The organism is Eleftheria terrae, from assembly GCF_030419005.1.
In the GTDB taxonomy this organism is placed as follows: domain Bacteria; phylum Pseudomonadota; class Gammaproteobacteria; order Burkholderiales; family Burkholderiaceae_C; genus Caldimonas; species Caldimonas terrae.
Map to the genome: position 1 here is coordinate 1950131 of NZ_CP106951.1, position 19639 is coordinate 1969769.

Annotated in this window: 2 protein-coding genes (1 of these 2 only partly in view); both read left to right on the forward strand. The window is 73.7% G+C overall.

All coding sequences use genetic code 11. From position 1 onward, the window contains the following. Positions 1 to 3432, forward strand: partial view of a non-ribosomal peptide synthase/polyketide synthase gene (locus tag N7L95_RS08555; RefSeq protein ID WP_301259394.1) — the final stretch only. It extends 24177 nt beyond the left edge of the window; the window shows 3432 of its 27609 coding nt (coding positions 24178-27609); the start codon falls outside the window, past its left edge; its stop codon occupies positions 3430 to 3432. Then, positions 3413 to 19639 (forward strand): non-ribosomal peptide synthetase, encoded by a 16227-nt coding sequence (locus N7L95_RS08560; protein WP_301259395.1) that lies wholly within the window; start codon positions 3413 to 3415, stop codon positions 19637 to 19639. Before N7L95_RS08555 ends, N7L95_RS08560 begins: the two co-directional genes overlap by 20 nt.

Below are 19639 nucleotides of genomic sequence, written 5' to 3' on the forward strand. Positions count from 1 at the left end.
CTCGAATACGCCTGCGACCTGTTCGATGCGGCCAGCGCCGAGCGCCTGACGCAGCGCCTGCTGCGCCTGCTGCAAGCGGTGGCGGCCGACCCGACGCAAGCCATCGGCGACATCGACCTGCTCGACGCCGGCGAGCGGCAGCAACTGCTACTGCAGTGGAACGACACCGCCCGGGCACCGGCCTGCCCGCCGCTGCACACCGCCTTCGAGCAACAGGCCCGCCTCACGCCGCAGGCCATTGCCGCCACCTGCCACGGCAGCACCCTCAGCTACGCCGAGCTCGACCGCCGCGCCAACCGCGTCGCCCACACCCTCATCGCCCGCGGCATCGGCCCCGAGGACATCGTCGCCCTGGCCCTGCCCCGCTCGCTGGACCTGCTCGCCTGCCTGCTCGGCGTGCTCAAGGCCGGCGCCGCCTTCCTGCCCCTGGAGCCCGCCCACCTCGGCACCCGCCAGCGCGAGCTGCTCGCCGACGCCCGCCCCGTGCTGCTCATCGCCGAGCACCGCCTGGCCCACGAACTCGCCGCCCCCCTCCCCGCCCTGTGCCTGGACACCCCCGCCGCGCAACAGGCCCTCGCCTCGGCCCCCGACCACCCGCCGGGCGACGCCGAGCGCCGCCGACCGCTGCTGCTGCAGCACCCGGCCTATGTCATCTACACCTCCGGCTCCACCGGCACCCCCAAGGGCGTGGTGCTGCCCCACGCCGGCCTGGCCAACCTGCTGGCCCACCACCTCGAGACCTTCTTCCCCTCGGTGCTGCACGGCAGCGCCGAGCCCCGTGCCCGCTTCGCCCTGACCGCGCCGTTCGCCTTCGACACCGCCCTGGAAGGCCTGTTGTGGATGGCCGCCGGCCACGAGCTGCACCTGCTGGACGATGCCACCCGCCGCGACGCCGAGCTGCTGCTCGACCACGTCCTGCGCCACCGCATCGACGTGCTCGACCTCACTCCCACCCACTTCGAGCAGCTCCACCCGCTGGGCCTGCTGCAGCCCGGGCGCGGCTGGCCCCGCGCCCTGGTGCTCGGCGGCGAGGCCCTGGGCGAGTCCCAGTGGCGTGCCCTGCTCGCCGCCCCGCACGTGCGCGCCTACAACTTCTACGGCCCCACCGAGTGCACCGTCGATGCCTGCCATGCCGCCATCGACCCCCGCACCAGCCGCAACACCATCGGCTCGCCGCTGCGCAACACCCGGCTTTACGTGCTCGACGAGCGCCTGCACCCGGTGCCCCCGGGCGTGCCCGGCGAGCTCTACATCGCCGGCCCCGGCCTGGCCCGCGGCTACCTCGGCCGCCCGGCACTGAGCGCCGAGCGCTTCGTCGCCAACCCCTTCTCCCCGGGCCAGCGCCTGTACCGCTGCGGCGACCTCGTCCGCTGGCGCGCCGACGGCCTGCTGGAGTACCTCGGCCGCGCCGACCAGCAGCTCAAGGTGCGCGGCTTCCGCATCGAGCCCGCCGAGGTCGAGGCCGCGCTGGCCCACTGCGGCCACCCGGGCTGCGCGGTCATCGGCCGCGAGGACCGGCCCGGCCACCTGCAGCTCGTCGCCTACCTGCCTGCGTCCGCGCCGCTGGACCGCAACGCCCTGCGCCAGCAGCTCGCCGAGCGCCTGCCCGAGTACATGGTGCCGGCCGCCTTCGTCACGCTGCCCGCCCTGCCGCTCACCCCCAACGGCAAGCTCGACCGCAAGGCCCTGCCCGCCCCCGACTTCACCCCCGCCAGCACCCGCGCCCCGCGCACCGCGCAGGAGCAGCTGCTGTGCGCCCTCTTCGCCGAGGTGCTCGGCCTGCCACAGGTCGGCATCGACGACAGCTTCTTCGCCCTCGGCGGCGACAGCATCAGCTCCATCCAGCTCGTCAGCCGCGCCCGCCAGGCCGGCCTGCGCCTGAGCGCCCGCGACGTCTTCCAGCACCAGTGCGTGCACGCCCTGGCCGCCGTGGCCCAGCCCGTCGAGGACCACTCCCAGGCGCCAGCCGTCGAGCCGGTCGGCCCGCTGCCGGCCACCCCCATCATCCAGGACCTGCTCGAGCAGGGCGGCCCGCTGCAGCACTTCCAGCAGTCGCTGCTGCTGCAGGTGCCGCCCCTGCAGCACGAGCGCCTGCTGCGCGCGCTGCAGGCCCTGCTCGACCACCACCACGCCCTGCGGCTGTGCCTGCAGCCCGGCCACCAGCTGGCGGTGCTGCCCGTCGGCAGCGTCCTGGCCGCCGACTGCCTGCACCACGTGCCGCTCGAGCGCCTGACCCCCGAGCTGCTGCGCCAGCACGCCCAGGCCGCCCAGGACCGCCTCGACCCGCTGGCCGCCCGGCTGCTGCAGGCCGTGTGGTTCGACCTCGGCCCCGACTCCCGGCTGCTGCTGCTCATCCACCACCTGGCCGTCGACGGCGTCTCCTGGCGCATCCTCACCCAGGACCTGCAGGCCGCCTGGCTCGCCAGCGCCGACCCCCACCCCATCGCCCTGCCACCGGTGCCCACCTCCTGGCGCCAATGGGCGCTCGCCCTGCCCCAGGCCGCCGCCGCCCGCACCGAACAGCTGCCCCTGTGGCAGGCCCAGCTGCAGGGCGAGGACCCGCCGCTGGCCAGCCTCCCGCTGGACCCCCGGCTCGACACCTTCTCCAGCCAGCTCAGCCTCAGCCAGCGCCTGGACAGCGCCACCACCCAGTGCCTGCTCACCCAGGCCCCCGAGCGCATCCACGGCCGCGTCAACGATGTCCTGCTGGCCGCCTTCGCGCTGGCCGTCGTCGACTGGCGCCAGCGCCTGGGCCGCGGTGCGCTGCCCCGCCTGCGCTTCGACCTCGAGGGCCATGGCCGCGAGGACATCGTGCCCGGCGCCGACCTCTCGCGCACCGTCGGCTGGTTCACCAGCCTCTTCCCGGTCCAGCTCGAGCTGCCCGACGTCGATGTCGCCGAGGCCCTGCGCAGCGGCGGCCCCGCGCTGCAGCGCGCCCTCAAGCACACCAAGGAGCAGCTGCGCCGCCTGCCCGAGCAGGGCATCGGCTGGGGCTTGCTGCGCCACCTGCACGCCCCTTCCCGCGAGCAGCTGCGTGCCCTGCCTGCCCCGCAGATCGGCTTCAACTACCTCGGCCGCTTCGCCGTCGGCCAGCCCGCCCAGGACTGGAGCGTCGCCCCCGACGAGGGCAGCTTCGGTGGCGGCAGCGATCCCCTGCAGCCCCTGGCCCATGTGCTCGAGCTCAACGCCCTCACCCAGGACGGCCCCCACGGCCCCGAGCTCGTCGCCCACTGGGGCTGGGCCGCCCGGCTGCTCGACCACGCCGCCGTCCACGACCTCGCCAACTCCTGGTTCGCCGCCCTGCGCCGCATCGCCCACGACGCAGCCCAGGCCTCCGGCGCCGCCCTCACGCCTTCCGACGTGCCCCTGGTCTCGCTGGACCAGGGCGACATCGAACTTCTGGAATCGATCTATGCGCAACTCCCAGATTGAAGACCTGCTTCCGCTGACGCCGCTGCAGCACGGCTTCCTGTTCCACGCGCTCTACGACGAGCAGGCGCCCGACGCCTATGTGGTGCAGATGGTCTTCACGCTCGACGGCCTGCTCGACGCCGACCGCCTGCGCCGCGCTGCCGACGCGGTGCTGCAACGGCACGCCAGCCTGCGGGCCGCCTTCGTGCACCACCGTCTGAAGGAGCCGGTGCAGGTCATCCAGCGCACCGTCACCCTGCCATGGCAGGTGGTGGACCTGAGCGGCCAGCCGGCCAGCGAGGCCCAGGCGGCGCTCGACGCGCTGGTGCGCGAGGACCAGCAGCGGCGCTTCGAGCTGGCCCAGGCACCGCTGCTGCGCTTCACGCTGGTGAAGACCGACGCGCGGCGTCATCACCTGCTCTTCACCAGCCACCACATCCTGCTCGACGGCTGGTCCTCGCCACTGCTGCTGCAGGAGCTGATGACGCTCTACCGCAACGACGTGCAGCCGGCCGCCTTGCCGCGGGTCACGCCCTACCGCGACTACCTGCGCTGGCTCGCCTCGCGCGACAAGGCCGCCGCGCGCAGTGCCTGGCGCGCAGCGTTGCAGGGCCTCGACGAGCCCACCCGGGTGGCTCCGTCCAGCACCGAGGTGGCCGTGCCCGCCGTGCTGCGCCGGCGCCTCGACGAGGCGCTCTCCAGCCGGCTGGCGCTGCTGGCACGCCGCTTCGGCGTGACGCTCAACACCCTGTCGCAAGCCGCCTGGGCCCTGCTGCTGAGCCGGCTGACCGGCCGCGACGACGTGGTGTTCGGCACCACCGTGTCCGGGCGGCCGCCGGAGCTGCCCGGCATCGAGCAGATGGTGGGCCTGTTCATCAACACGCTGCCGCTGCGGTTGCGCCTGCGCGCGGGCGAAACCGTGCAGTCGCTGCTCGAGCGCCTGCAGGCCCAGCAGTCGCACCTGCTCGACCACCAGCACCTGGGCCTCGCCGAGATCCAGCAGCTCAGCGGCCACCAGGAGCTGTTCGACACCTTGATGGTGTTCGAGAACTTCCCGGTCAGCGAAGCGACCGCGCCTGCCGCGGGCCACCCTGGCGACGAACTGCAGGTGAGCCTGCGCAGCCATCACGGGGGCGACACCTCGCACTATCCGCTCGGCCTCGCCCTGTCGCCGGGGCAGCAGCTGGCGTTGAAGATCAGCTGGCGCCCGGATGTGTTCGACACGGCCCATGTCGAGCGCATCGCCGACAGCTACATCCGCATCCTGCAGGCCTTTGCCCGCGACCCGGCGCAGCCGGTCGGCCGCATCGGGCTGCTCGACGAGGCCGGCCGCCACCAGCGGCTGCAGGCGTCGAGCGGCGACCGCCACCCGCTGCCCGCCACGACGCTGCCCGCGCTGTTCGAGCAACAGGTGGCACGCCACCCCGAGGCCACCGCGCTGATATGCGGCCGCGAGCGGCTCAACTTCCGCGAGTTGAACGAGCGTGCCAACCGGCTGGCCCACCTGCTGATCGCGCGCGGCATCGGCCCCGAGCAGCGGGTGGCGCTCGCCCTGCCCGGCGGCATCGAGCTGCCGATCGCCCTGCTGGCCGTCCTCAAGAGCGGCGCGGCCTATCTGCCGCTGGACCCCGAGTACCCCGTGCAACGACTGGCGCACATGCTGCAGGATGCCCAGCCTGCCTGCGTGCTGAGCCTGGCCGGCGTGCTGCCCCGGCTGCCGGCCGGCCAGCCGGTGCTGCTGCTGGACGACGCCGGCACGCTGCGCTGCCTGTTGGGCAGCCGGGCCGACAACCCGGGTGATGCGGACCGGCGGGCGCCGCTGTCACCGATGCACCCGGCCTACGTCATCTACACCTCCGGCTCCACCGGTCGCCCGAAGGGGGTGGTGGTGATGCAATCCTCGGTGCTGAACTACCTGTCCTGCACCAACGCGCGCCACCTCGGCGAGCGGGGCCGCGGCTCGCCGCTGGTGCAGTCGCCGGCTTTCGACGGTGCAGGCACCACGCTGTTCGGCCCCTTGTGGAGCGGCCAGGCGCTGACCCTGCTGCCCGAGGGGCGCGAGATCGAATGGCTGGCATCGGGACCACCCGAAGGCGGGCCCTACCGCCTGCTGAAGTTCACGCCGGCCCACCTGAGCCTGCTCAGCGCCGCCCTGCAGGACAGCGGCCGCGACTGCCCGGCCGAGGCCCTGATGGTCGGCGGCGAGGCGTTGTCCGGCGCCGACCTGGCGTTCTGGCGCAAGCGCTTTCCGGACGTGCGCATCACCAACCAGTACGGCCCTTCGGAAGCCACCATCGGCTGCTGCACCTTCGAGCTGCCGCCCGGGCCGGTCGACCCGTCCGCCGTGCCGATCGGCCGGCCGCTCTGGAACACCCGCCTGCAGGTGCTGGACCCGGCCCTGCAGCCGGTGCCCGCTGGCGTGGCCGGCGAGCTGTACATCGCCGGTGCCGGCCTGGCGCGCGGCTATCTCGGCCGCCCGGGCCTGACCGCCGAGCGCTTTGTGGCCGACCCCTTCGCGCCCGGCCAGCGCATGTACCGCTCGGGCGACCTGGTGCGCTGGCGCGAGGACGGCCAGCTGGAATTCCTCGGCCGGGTCGACCAGCAGGTGAAGATCCGCGGCTTTCGCATCGAGCCGGGCGAAGTCGAGGCCGTGCTGGCCGAGGCCGGCCACCCGCACAGCGCCGTCATCGCTCGGGAAGACCAGCCGGGGCAGAAGCAGCTGGTGGCCTACCTGGTGGCGGCCGCCGGGACGGTGGATACCGCCTCGCTGCGCCGGCAGCTCGGCGAGCGCCTGCCCGACTACATGGTGCCGGCCGCCTTCGTGGTGCTCGACGCGCTGCCGCTGACCCCCAACGGCAAGCTCGACCGCCAGGCACTGCCGGCGCCCGACTTCCAGGCCACCGGCCGGCGCGGGCCGCGCAATGCACGCGAAGACCTCCTGTGCACCCTGTTCGCCGAGGTGCTGGGCCTGCCGCGTGTCGGCATCACCGACAGCTTCTTCGAGCTGGGCGGCCATTCCCTGCTCGCCACCCGCCTGGTCAGCCGCATCCGCAGCACCTTGCACACCGACATTGCGATTCGCACCCTGTTCGAAGCGCCAAGCGTCGAGGCGCTCGCCCGCCGCCTGTCGGCCGCCGCCGAAGCGCGGCCCGCGCTGGTGCCGCAGGTTCGGCCGCAGCCGCTGCCGCTGTCCTTCGCGCAGCGCCGCTTGTGGTTCCTGCACCGCTTCGAAGGGCCCGGCGCGACCTACAACATCCCGCTGGCGCTGCGGCTGCAAGGCCTGCTCGACCTCACCGCCCTGCACACCGCGCTGGGCGACGTGGTGCAACGCCATGAAAGCCTGCGCACCGTCTTCCCGGCCACCGAACGGCCCTGCCAGGTGGTGCTCGACGCGGCCGAGCCCCGCCTGAGCGTGCGCGACGCCACCGACGGCGCGCTGCCCCAGCTGCTGTCGGCAGCCGCCGCCCACGCCTTCGACCTCGCCAGCGAAACGCCGCTGCGGGCCACCCTGTTCCGCCTGGGCGAGCAAGAGCATGTGCTGTTGCTGCTGATGCACCACATCGCCAGTGACGGCGCCTCGCTCGCGCCGCTGGCACGCGACCTGGGGCAGGCCTATGCCGCCCGGGTGCAGGGACAGCCGCCGGTCTGGGCGCCACTGCCGGTGCAGTACGCCGACTACGCGCTCTGGCAGCAGCGCCTGCTCGGCCAGGCGGCGGACAGTGACAGCCTGATGGCCCGGCAGCTGGCGCACTGGCGCGCCGCCCTGGACGGCCTGCCGGAACGACTGCCGCTGCCCACCGACCACCCGCCACCGGCGGTGGCCACCTACCGGGGCCGCTCGCTGCAGTTCGCGCTCGACGCCGACTTGCATGCCCGGCTGCTGGCCTTGTCGCGCCAGCAGGGGGTCACGCTGTTCATGGTGCTGCAGGCGGCGCTGGCCGCCACGCTGACGCGGCTGGGCACGGGATGCGACATCCCCATCGGCAGCCCGATCGCCGGGCGCACCGAGCCGGAGCTGGACGGTCTGGTCGGCTTCTTCGTCAACACCCTGGTGCTGCGCACCGACACTTCCGGCCGCCCGAGCTTCGAGACGCTGCTGGCGCGTGTGCGCAGCACCGACCTGGCCGCCTTCGAACACCAGGACCTGCCGTTCGAGCAGCTCGTCGACGCGCTGCGCCCCGAGCGCTCGCTGTCGCACCAGCCGCTGTTCCAGGTGATGCTGGCGCTGCAGAACACCAGCAGCGCCGAGCTGCAGTTGCCCGGCCTGGCTTGCACCGGCGTGCCGATCGAGGTGGGCAGCGCCAAGTTCGACCTGAGCTTCCACTTCGCCGAACAGAGCCGGGAAGACGGCACGCCCGCCGGCCTGATGGGCCTGCTGGAGTACGCCACCGACCTGTTCGAGGCGCCCACCGCACAGGCCCTGGCCGCGCGCCTGCAACGCCTGCTCCAGGCCGTCGTGGCCGACCCCAAGCGGCCCATCGACGACATCGATCTGCTGGACCCGGCCGAGCGCCGGCGCCTGCTGGTCGACTGGCAGCCGGCTCCGCGGCCGCTGCCCGCCGCGACGCCCCTGGCCTTGTTCGATCAGCAGGTGGCCCGGCAACCGGACGCGGTGGCCCTGGTGTCCGACGACTGCTGCTTCACCTATGCGCAGCTCGATGAAGAGGCGAACCGACTCGCTCATGTCCTGAACGACCTGGGCATCGGTGCCGAGCAAGGCGTGGCCCTCTTCCTGCAACGCTCGCCCGAGCTCGTCATCGCCGAGCTGGCGGTGCTCAAGGCCGGCGGCTACTACCTGCCGCTGCACGAGCAGCACCCCGATGCCCGCCTGGTGCAGCTGCTGCGCGACACTGGCGCCCGCGTGCTGCTGGCCGATGCCAGCATCGACGGCCGCGGCTTCCTGCAGCTCGACGGCCACCGCGCTCAGCTGCTGCGCCTGGACCGCCCGCTGCCGCCGCTGCAGCGGCCCCCGGCCCGCCGGCCGGCCGCCGCCCATCCTGAGCAGCTGGCCTACGTGATGTACACCTCCGGCTCCACCGGCACCCCAAAGGGTGTCGCGGTGCGCCAGCGCGACATCGCCGAGTTCGCCCAGGACCGCCGCTTCCAGGCCGGCCACGATTGCGTGCTGCTGCAGGCGCCGCATGCCTTCGATGCCTCCACCTACGAGCTGTGGGTGCCCCTGCTCAACGGCGGGCGCATCGTCGTCGCGCCCCCCGGCCAGCTCGATGCCGCCGAGCTGCAGCGCTTGGTCGCACAGGCCGGCGTCACCAGCCTGTGGATGACCGCCGGGCTCTTCCATGAGCTGGCCGACTCGGCCCCGGCGCTGTTCGCGCCGCTGCGCCAGGTGTGGGCCGGTGGCGATGTGCTGTCGGCCAGCGCCATCCGCCGCCTGCAGGCGCTGCACCCCGCGCTGCAGGTCGTCAACGGCTACGGCCCGACCGAAACCACCACCTTCGCGCTGAGCCATGCGGTGCCCCGGCTCGACGAGCAGGCCCACAGCGTGCCCATCGGCACGCCGCTGGACAACATGCAGGCCTATGTGCTGGACGGTGCGCTGCGGCCGCTGCCGCCGGGCGTGGCCGGCGAGCTGTACATCGCCGGCAGCGGCCTGGCGCGCGGCTACCTGCAGCGCCCCGGCCTGACGGCCGAGCGCTTCGTGGCCAACCCCTTCACGCCCGGCCAGCGCATGTACCGCTCCGGCGACCTGGCCCGCTGGCGCGAGGACGGCCAGCTCGACTACCTCGGCCGGGCCGACCAGCAGGTCAAGGTACGTGGCTTCCGCATCGAGCTCGGCGAGATCGAGGCGGCCCTGGCCGCGCTCGGCTTCCCCCACAACAGCGTCATCGCCCGCGAGGACCAGGCCGGCCACAAGCAGCTCGTCGCCTACCTCGTCACCACCGCCCCGCTGGACGCCCCGGCCCTGCGCCAGCAGCTTGCCGAGCGCCTGCCCGAGTACATGGTGCCGGCCGCCTTCGTCACGCTGCCTGCCCTGCCGCTCACCCCCAACGGCAAGCTCGACCGCAAGGCCCTGCCCGCCCCCGACTTCACCCCCGCCAGCACCCGCGCCCCGCGCACCGCGCAGGAGCAGCTGCTGTGCACCCTCTTCGCCGAGGTGCTCGGCCTGCCACAGGTCGGCATCGACGACAGCTTCTTCGCCCTCGGCGGCGACAGCATCAGCTCCATCCAGCTCGTCAGCCGCGCCCGCCAGGCCGGCCTGCGCCTGAGCGCCCGCGACGTCTTCCAGCACCAGTGCGTGCACGCCCTGGCCAGCGTCGCGCTGCCCGTCGAGGACAGCCCCGCCGCGCCCAGCGTCGCCCCGCTCGGCGAGCTGCCCGCCACCCCCATCGTGCAGTGGTTCTTCGAGCGCGGCGGCCCGCTCGATCACTTCAGCCAGTCCGTGCTGCTGCAAGTCCCCGCCCTGCACCCCGAGCCCCTGCGCCTGGCCCTGCAGGCCCTGCTCGACCACCACGACGCGCTGCGCCTGCGCCTGCTGCCCGGCCAGCGCCTGCGCATCGAGCCCCCCGCCAGCGTGCCCGCCGCCGACTGCCTGCACTGGGTGTCCCTGCAGGGTCTGTCCCCCGCCGAGCGCGAGCGCTGCCTGCAAGCCCAGGCCGCCGCCGCCCAGCAGCGCCTGGACCCCGCCGCCGCCCGCCTGCTGCAGGCCGTCTGCTTCGATGACGGCGCCCACTCCCGCCTCTTCCTCGTCATCCACCACCTCGCCGTCGACGGCATCTCCTGGCGCATCCTGCTGCCCGACCTGCAGGCCGCCTGGCTCGCCGCCTCCACCGGCCGCCCCGTCACCCTGCCTCCGGTGCGCACCTCCCTGCGCCAGTGGGCCCTGGCCCTGCCCCAGGCCGCCGAGCGCCGTGCCGCCGAGCTGCCCCTGTGGCAGGCCATGCTCGACGGCGACGACCCCAAGCTGGCCCACCGCCGGCTCGACCCCGCCCGCGACACCGTCGCCTCCCAGCGCTCCCTGGCCCTGCGCCTGCCGCCAGAATTCACCCAGCCCCTGCTGACCCGCGCCCCGCAGTGCTTCCACGGCCGCATCAACGACGTCCTGCTCACCGCCTTCGCCCTCGCGCTGCTCGACTGGCGCCAGCGCCTGGGCCGCGGCAGCACCCCGCGCATCCGCTTCGACCTCGAGGGCCACGGCCGCGAGGCCCTCCTCGACGGCGCCGACCTCTCCCGCACCGTCGGCTGGTTCACCAGCCAGTTCCCGCTGCAGCTCGACCTCTCGGGCATCGACCTGGCCCAGGCCCTGCACGGTGGCGCACCCCTGCTGGCCGCCCTCAAGCAGGTCAAGGAGCAGCTGCGCCGCCTGCCCGACCACGGTGTCGGCTGGGGCCTGCTGCGCTACCTGCACGGCCCCTCCCGCCAGGCCCTGCAGGCCCGCCCCGCCCCGCAGATCGGCTTCAACTACCTCGGCCGCTTCGCCGTCGGCCAGCCCCAGGACTGGAGCCTCGCCGCCGAGGCCGCCTCGCTCGGCACGCCGGGCGATGCCGCCCAGCCCCTGGCCCACCTGCTCGACCTCAACGCCACCACCGAGGACGGCCCCGACGGCCCCGCCCTGTGCGCCGCCTGGAGCTGGGCCGGCGAGCTGCTGCCCGAGTCCGCCGTGCAGGCCCTGGCCGAGTCCTGGTTCGCCGTGCTGCGCCACATCGCCCAGCTGGCCGAGCACACCCCCGCCCCCGTCTTCACCCCCTCGGACCTGCCCCTGGTGCGCCTGCGGCAGCACGAGATCGAGGCCATCGAGGCCACCCAACCCCCCCTGCTCGACATCCTGCCGCTGGCGCCGCTGCAGCAGGGCTTCCTCTTCCACGCCCTCTATGACCAGCACGCCCCCGACGCCTATGTCGTGCAGCTGGTCTTCACCTTCGACGGCCCGCTCGACCACGACGCCCTGCGCAGCGCCGCACAGGCCCTGCTGCAGCGCCATGCCAACCTGCGTGCCGCCTTCCTCCACCATGGCCTCAGCCAGCCCGTGCAGGTCATCCCCCGCCACCTCGAGCTGCCTTGGCGCAGCTTCGCGCTGTCCGGCAGCCCGGCAGAGCGCGAGGCCGCCTGGCAGGCCTGGCTGCAGGCCGACCGGCAGCAGCGCTTCGAGCTGTCGCAGGCCCCGCTGCTGCGCTTCACGCTGGTGGCCGACGGCCCGCAGCGCCACCACCTGGTGTTCACCAACCATCACATCCTGCTCGACGGCTGGTCGCTCCCGGTGCTGTTCCAGGAGCTGTTCCAGCTCTACCGCCAGGGTGCCGACGCCGGGTCGCTGCCCCGCGTCACACCTTATCGGGACTATCTCGGCTGGGTGGCCGGCCGCGACAGTGAGGCCGCGCAGGCTGCCTGGCGCAGCGCCCTCGCCGGACTGGACGGGCCGACCCGGGTGGCCGCAGCCAACAGCGCCGACGGCACCCCGCCCCAGGTGCTGGTGCAGCACCTGGACGACACCCTGACCGCGCAGCTGGGCCAGCAGGCACGCCGCCTCGGCGTCACGCTCAGCACCTTGACGCAGGCCGCCTGGGGCGTGCTGCTCGGGCGGCTGACGCGGCGCGACGACGTGGTGTTCGGCATCACCGTGTCCGGCCGGCCGCCCGAGCTGCCCGGCGTGGAGCACATGGTCGGGCTGTTCATCAACAGCGTGCCGCTGCGCGTGCAGCTGCACCGCGACGAGCCGGTGCAGCGCCTGCTGGCACGCATGCAGCAGCAGCAGACCGCGCTGCTGGAGCACCAGCACCTGGGCCTGGCCGAGATCCAGCGGCTGGCCGGCATCCCCGACCTGTTCGACACCCTGACCGTGTTCGAGAACTACCCGGTGGACGAGGCCGCACTGCAGGAAGAAGGCCAGGCCGTGCGCATCGTCGGCTGCAGCCAGCAGGGCGGCGACCGCTCGCACTACCCGCTGGGCCTCGCCGTGGTGCCCGGCCCGACACTGAAACTCAGCCTCAGCTGGCGGCCCGACTGCTTCACGCCGGCGCAGGCCGAGCGCATCGCCGACGGCTACCGCCGCATCCTGCAGGCGATGGCCGCCGACACCGGCCAGGCGGTCGGCCGCATCGGCCTGCTCGACGCCGGCGAGGAGCGACCCCAGCCGGATCGCAGCGAGCCGCCCCTAGCTGCGGCTGCAGGCCTCACGCTGCCCGCTCTGTTCGAGCAGCAGGCCGCCGCAACGCCGGCGGCACTGGCGCTGCGCTTCGAGGACCAGGCCCTCAGCTATGCAGAGCTCGATCGGCAAGCCAACCGGCTGGCACACATCCTGATCGCACAGGGCATTGGCGCGCAGGACGTGGTGGCCCTGGCGATCCCGCGGTCGCCGCAGATGCTGGTCGCCCTGCTCGGCACGCTCAAGGCCGGTGCTGCCTACCTGCCGCTCGACGCCGAGCAGCCGGCCGAGCGCCTGTGCGGCATGCTGGAGGACGCCCAGCCCGCCCTGCTGCTCACCGTCGAGGCGCTGGCGCAGCGCCTGCCGGACCGGGTGGCGGTGTTCGCCATCGACACGCCGCATGCACAAGCCAGCATGCAGGAAGCCCCGTCGCATGCGCCGGTCGACAGCGAGCGGGCGCGGCCGCTGCTGCCAACCCACCCCGCCTACCTCATCTACACCTCCGGCTCCACCGGCAAGCCCAAGGGGGTGGTGGTGGAGCACCGCCAGATCGTCGCCTCGACCCGCGCGCGCCAGGCCTTCTACCCGGCGCTGGACAGCGTGTTGCTGCTGCCTGCCCTGGCTTTCGACGCCTCGCTGGCGCCGATCTTCGGCGCACTCACCACCGGTGCCACCCTGGTGCTGCCGCCCCCCGGCCTGGAGCACGATGCGCTGGCACTGGCCGAGTTGGTCGAGCGGCGGCAGGTGCAGGGCTGGGTCAGCGTGCCCGCCTTGTATGCGGCCGTCCTCGAACATGCGGCGGATCATCGATTGTCCAGCCTGCGCTGCGTGGTGCTGGGCGGCGAATCGGCGCCCGCCGCGCTGCTGCAGCGGCACGCGGCGTCCGGCCCGCGGGAGGCGGTGCTCTACAACGAATACGGCCCGACCGAGGCCACCGTGTGGAGCGCAGCGGCCCGGCTGGCCCTGGATGGCAGCGACACCGCTGCCACCATTGGCCGGCCGATCGCCGGGGTGCAGCTGTACGTGCTGGACGACAGCCTGCATCCGCTGCCGCCGGGCGTGGCCGGCGAGCTGTACATCGCAGGCGACGGCCTGGCGCGCGGCTACCTGCAGCGCCCCGGCCTGACGGCCGAGCGCTTCGTGGCCAACCCCTTCACGCCCGGCCAGCGCATGTACCGCTCCGGCGACCTGGCCCGCTGGCGCGAGGACGGCCAGCTCGACTACCTCGGCCGGGCCGACCAGCAGGTCAAGGTACGTGGCTTCCGCATCGAGCTCGGCGAGATCGAGGCGGCCCTGGCCGCGCTCGGCTTCCCCCACAACAGCGTCATCGCCCGCGAGGACCAGGCCGGCCACAAGCAGCTCGTCGCCTACCTCGTCACCACCGCCTCGCTGGACGCCCCGGCCCTGCGCCAGCAGCTCGCCGAGCGCCTGCCCGAGTACATGGTGCCGGCCGCCTTCGTCACGCTGCCCGCCCTGCCGCTCACCCCCAACGGCAAGCTCGACCGCAAGGCCCTGCCCGCCCCCGACTTCACCCCCACCAGCACCCGCGCCCCGCGCACCGCGCAGGAGCAGCTGCTGTGCACCCTCTTCGCCGAGGTGCTCGGCCTGCCACAGGTCGGCATCGACGACAGCTTCTTCGCCCTCGGCGGCGACAGCATCAGCTCCATCCAGCTCGTCAGCCGCGCCCGCCAGGCCGGCCTGCGCCTGAGCGCCCGCGACGTCTTCCAGCACCAGTGCGTGCACGCCCTGGCCGCCGTGGCCCAGCCCGTCGAGGACAGCCCCGCCGCGCCCAGCGTCGCCCCGCTCGGCGAGCTGCCCGCCACCCCCATCGTGCAGTGGTTCTTCGAGCGCGGCGGCCCGCTCGATCACTTCAGCCAGTCCGTGCTGCTGCAAGTCCCCGCCCTGCACCCCGAGCCCCTGCGCCTGGCCCTGCAGGCCCTGCTCGACCACCACGACGCGCTGCGCCTGCGCCTGCTGCCCGGCCAGCGCCTGCGCATCGAGCCCCCCGCCAGCGTGCCCGCCGCCGACTGCCTGCACTGGGTGTCCCTGCAGGGCCTGCCCCCCGCCGAGCGCGAGCGCTGCCTGCAAGCCCAGGCCGCCGCCGCCCAGCAGCGCCTGGACCCCGCCGCCGCCCGCCTGCTGCAGGCCGTCTGCTTCGATGACGGCGCCCACTCCCGCCTCTTCCTCGTCATCCACCACCTCGCCGTCGACGGCATCTCCTGGCGCATCCTGCTGCCCGACCTGCAGGCCGCCTGGCTCGCCGCCTCCACCGGCCGCCCCGTCACCCTGCCTCCGGTGCGCACCTCCCTGCGCCAGTGGGCCCTGGCCCTGCCCCAGGCCGCCGAGCGCCGCGCCGCCGAGCTGCCCCTGTGGCAGGCCATGCTCGACGGCGACGACCCCGAGCTGGCCCACCGCCGGCTCGACCCCGCCCGCGACACCGTCGCCTCCCAGCGCTCCCTGGCCCTGCGCCTGCCGCCGGAATTCACCCAGCCCCTGCTGACCCGCGCCCCGCAGTGCTTCCACGGCCGCATCAACGACGTCCTGCTCACCGCCTTCGCCCTCGCGCTGCTCGACTGGCGCCAGCGCCTGGGCCGCGGCAGCACCCCGCGCATCCGCTTCGACCTCGAGGGCCACGGCCGCGAGGCCCTCCTCGACGGCGCCGACCTCTCCCGCACCGTCGGCTGGTTCACCAGCCAGTTCCCGCTGCAGCTCGACCTCTCGGGCATCGACCTGGCCCAGGCCCTGCACGGCGGCGCACCCCTGCTGGCCGCCCTCAAGCAGGTCAAGGAGCAGCTGCGCCGCCTGCCCGACCACGGTGTCGGCTGGGGCCTGCTGCGCTACCTGCACGGCCCCTCCCGCCAGGCCCTGCAGGCCCGCCCCGCCCCGCAGATCGGCTTCAACTACCTCGGCCGCTTCGCCGTCGGCCAGCCCCAGGACTGGAGCCTCGCCGCCGAGGCCGCCTCGCTCGGCACGCCGGGCGATGCCGCCCAGCCCCTGGCCCACCTGCTCGACCTCAACGCCACCACCGAGGACGGCCCCGACGGCCCCGCCCTGTGCGCCGCCTGGAGCTGGGCTGGCGAGCTGCTGCCCGAGTCCGCCGTGCAGGCCCTGGCCGAGTCCTGGTTCGCCGTGCTGCGCCGCATCGCCCAGCTCGCCGAGCACACCCCCGCCCCCGTCTTCACCCCCTCGGACCTGCCACTGGTGCGCCTGCGGCAGCACGAGATCGAGGCCATCGAGGCCACCCAACCCCCCCTGCTCGACATCCTGCCGCTGGCGCCGCTGCAGCAGGGCTTCCTCTTCCACGCCCTCTATGACCAGCACGCCCCCGACGCCTATGTCGTGCAGCTGGTCTTCACCTTCGACGGCCCGCTCGACCACGACGCCCTGCGCAGCGCCGCACAGGCCCTGCTGCAGCGCCATGCCAACCTGCGTGCCGCCTTCCTCCACCACGGCCTCAGCCAGCCCGTGCAGGTCATCCCCCGCCACCTCGAGCTGCCCTGGCGCAGCCTCACGCTCGAAGCCGGCGCGCTCGAGCCCTTCCTGCAGGCCGACCGCGAGCAGCGCTTCGAGCTGTCGCACGCGCCGCTGCTGCGCTTCACGCTGGTTCGCACCGCGCCGCAACGCCACCACCTGGTGTTCACGACACACCACATCCTGCTGGACGGCTGGTCCTCGCCCATCCTGCTGCGCGAGCTGTTCTCGCTCTACCGCAGCCGGGGGTCGGACGCCGGCCTGCCCCGTGTGACGCCCTACCGCGACTACCTCGGCTGGCTCGCCGCCCGCGACGCCAGCGCCGCCCGTGAAGCCTGGCGGCAGGCCCTGGCGGGCCTGCAGGAGCCCACGCGGCTGGTGCCGCCCTCCACCGCCCGGGCCTTGCCGGACACGCTGGCCACCACCCTGCCGGCGGCCCTCGGCGAGAGCCTGAGCCAGCTGGCACGCCAGCACCGGCTGACCCTCAACGTGGTGATCCAGGCCGCCTGGGCGGTGCTGCTCGGGCGGCTGACGCGGCGCGACGACGTGGTGTTCGGCATCACCGTCTCGGGCCGCCCGCCCGAGCTGGCAGGCATCGAGCAGATGGTGGGCCTGTTCATCAACACCGTGCCGCTGCGGCTGCAGCTGCGGCCGGCCGAATCGGCGCGCGACCTGCTGGCGCGGCTGCAGGAGCAGCAGTCGGCCTTGATGGAGCATCAGCAGCTCAGCCTGGCCGAGATCCAGCGGCTGGCCGGGCTGGGCGAGTTGTTCGACACCCTGGTGGTGTTCGAGAACTACCCGGTGCAGCCCGGCGACACGGGCGCCGACGGCGCGCCGCTGGCGGTCCGCCTGCACAGCAACCACGGCGCCGACACCTCGCACTACGCGCTGGGCCTGACGGTGATCCCCGGCACGCCCCTGCGGCTGGACTTCAGCTACCGGCCCGACTGCTTCGGGCGCACCGAGGTGCGGGCCCTGGCCGACCGCCTGGGCCGCATCCTCGAAGCGTTTGCGCTGCGGCCCCAGCAACCGGTCGGCCGCATCGACCTGCTGCGCCTCGCGGAGCGCGAGCGGCTGCTGCTGAGCTGGAACGACACGCTGCAGCCGCTCGCGCCCGCCACCGTGACCTCGATGTTCGAAGCCCAGGTGGCCCGCACGCCGCACGCGATCGCGCTGCGCTTCGAAGGCGGCACCCTGAGCTACGCGGCGCTCGACCGCCGGGCCAACCGGCTGGCGCATCGCCTGCAGGCGCTGGGCGTCGGCCCGGACACCATCGTCGGCCTGTGCATCGAGCGCTCGGTGGACATGGTGGTGGGCCTGATCGGCATCCTGAAAGCCGGTGGCGCCTACCTGCCGCTGGACCCGGCCTACCCGGCGCAGCGCCTGGCCTACATGCTGGAGGATGCCACCCCGCCGGTGATCGTGACCCATCCCGGCTGCGCCGGCGTGCTGCCGGCATCACCCGCCCGGCAGGTGATGGTCGACGACGGTGAACAGGCCGACCACGACACACCGCGGGGCCGGCCCTTGCCCGCCCACCTGGCCTATGTGCTCTACACCTCCGGCTCGACCGGCCGGCCCAAGGCGGTGATGGGCACCCATGGCCTGGTCGCCAGCCGGCTGCAATGGGACGTGGCACCGCATGGCGTCAACGACCAGGCCACCGAGCTGTACGCGCACAAGACGACGATGAACTTCATCGACGCCCTGTGGGAGCTGTTCATGCCGCTCACCCGCGGCCAGCAGGTGCTGGTGGTGCCGCAGGCCGCAGCGCAGGACCCGGCCCGCCTGGTCGAGCTGCTCGGCACGGCCGGCGCGACCCGCATCGTGCTGGTGCCCTCGCTGCTGCGGGCCATGCTCGACAGCGGGCCCGAGCTGCAGCGGCGCCTGCACCGGCTCACCTACTGGTCATGCAGCGGCGAAGCGCTGGGCAGCGAGCTGGCCACCCTGTTCCGGCAGAAGCTGCCGAACTCACGGCTGCTCAACATCTACGGCACCTCCGAGTTCTGGGACGCCACCTGCCACGAGGTCGGCGACGACTGTGGCGGCCGCCACGGCGTGCCGCTCGGCCGCCTGATCTCCAACATGCAGGCGTATGTGCTCGACCCCTGCCTCAAGCCGGTGCCGCCCGGCGTCACCGGCGAGCTGTACATCGCCGGCAGCGGCCTGGCGCGCGGCTACCTGCGGCGCCCGGGCCTGACCGCCGGCCGCTTCGTCGCCAACCCCTTCCATCGCGGCACCCGCATGTACCGCACCGGCGACCTCGCCAGCTGGCGTGCGGACGGCACGCTGGAGTACCTGGGCCGCGCCGACCACCAGGTGAAGATCCGCGGCCTGCGCATCGAGCCCGGCGAGATCGAGGCGGCATTGAGCGCCGAGCCCGGCGTGGCGCAAGCCTGCGTGGTGGCGCGCGAAGACCGGCCCGGCCAGGCACGCCTGGTCGCCTACCTGGTGGCCGAGCCCGGGCACCCGGTGGCGGTCGACAGCCTGCGCCCGTCGCTGGCGGCACGCCTGCCGGCCCACATGGTGCCGTCGGCCTTCGCCGTGCTGCCGCAGATGCCGCTGCTGCCCAACGGCAAGATCGACCGCAAGGCCCTGCCGGCCGTCGAGCCGGCGGCACGCACGGCCCGTGCCCCCCGTAGCCGGCAGGAAGAGGTGCTGTGCGCCTTGTTCGCCGAGGCGCTGGCGCTGCCGGAGGTCGGCGTGGACGACGACTTCTTCGAGCTGGGCGGCCATTCCCTGCTGGCACCGCGGCTGATCAGCCGCATCCATGAGCGGCTGGGTGCGGAGCTGTCGATCCGCACGCTGTTCGAGGCGCCCACGGTGGCGGCGCTCGCCGAGCGCATCGGGCATCCGGTCGAGGCGGCCGCCTCGTTCGAGCCCTTGCTGCCGCTTCGGCCGCGCGGCGCGCTGGCGCCCTTGTTCTGCATCCATCCGGCCGGCGGCCTGGCCTGGTGGTATGGCGGCCTGGCCGGGCATGTCCATGCCGAGCGGCCGCTGTACGGGCTGCAGGGACGGGGCGTGCAGGCCGGGGCAGCGCTGGCGGGCAGCATCGAAGAGGTGGCGGACGACTGCCTGCAGCAGATACGCGCCGTGCAGCCCCGCGGCCCCTACCACCTGCTCGGCTGGTCCTTCGGCGGGCTGGTGGCCTTCGAGGTGGCCACGCGGCTGCAGCGCAGTGGCGAGGCCGTCGGCCTGCTGGCCCTGCTCGACAGCTACCTGCTGACGGCCGACCCGCAGCGGGTGCAGCACAACGACAAGCCGGCGCACCGGGTGCTGGCCGACTTCCTCGCGTTTGCCGGCTGCGACCTGTCCGGCGTGGATGTGGCGACGCTCGACTTCGAACAGGCCGCCGCGCTGCTGCGGCGCAGCGCCTTTGCCGGCCTCGATGCCGGCCAGCTCGAGCGCTTCATCAGCTCGATGCGCAACGACGTGGGCCTGATGAGCCGCTTTGTCCCGGGCGCGGCCTTCGACGGCGACCTGGTCTACTTCACCGCGCTGAAGGACAAGCCGCCTGGCGCGCCGCAGGCCAGCGACTTCCAGCCGCATGTACACGGCCGCATCCTCAACCACGATCTTCCGTGCTCGCACGATGAGATCGCCCATCCCCAGTTCCTGGCCCGGATCGGCTCGATCCTGTCCGGGCGATACGGAGTCTAG

What these genes read in the sequence shown, in the direction of transcription:
- N7L95_RS08560 (WP_301259395.1), top strand. Translation starts at nt 3,413, where the DNA reads ATGCGCAACTCCCAGATTGAAGACCTGCTTCCGCTGACGCCGCTGCAG.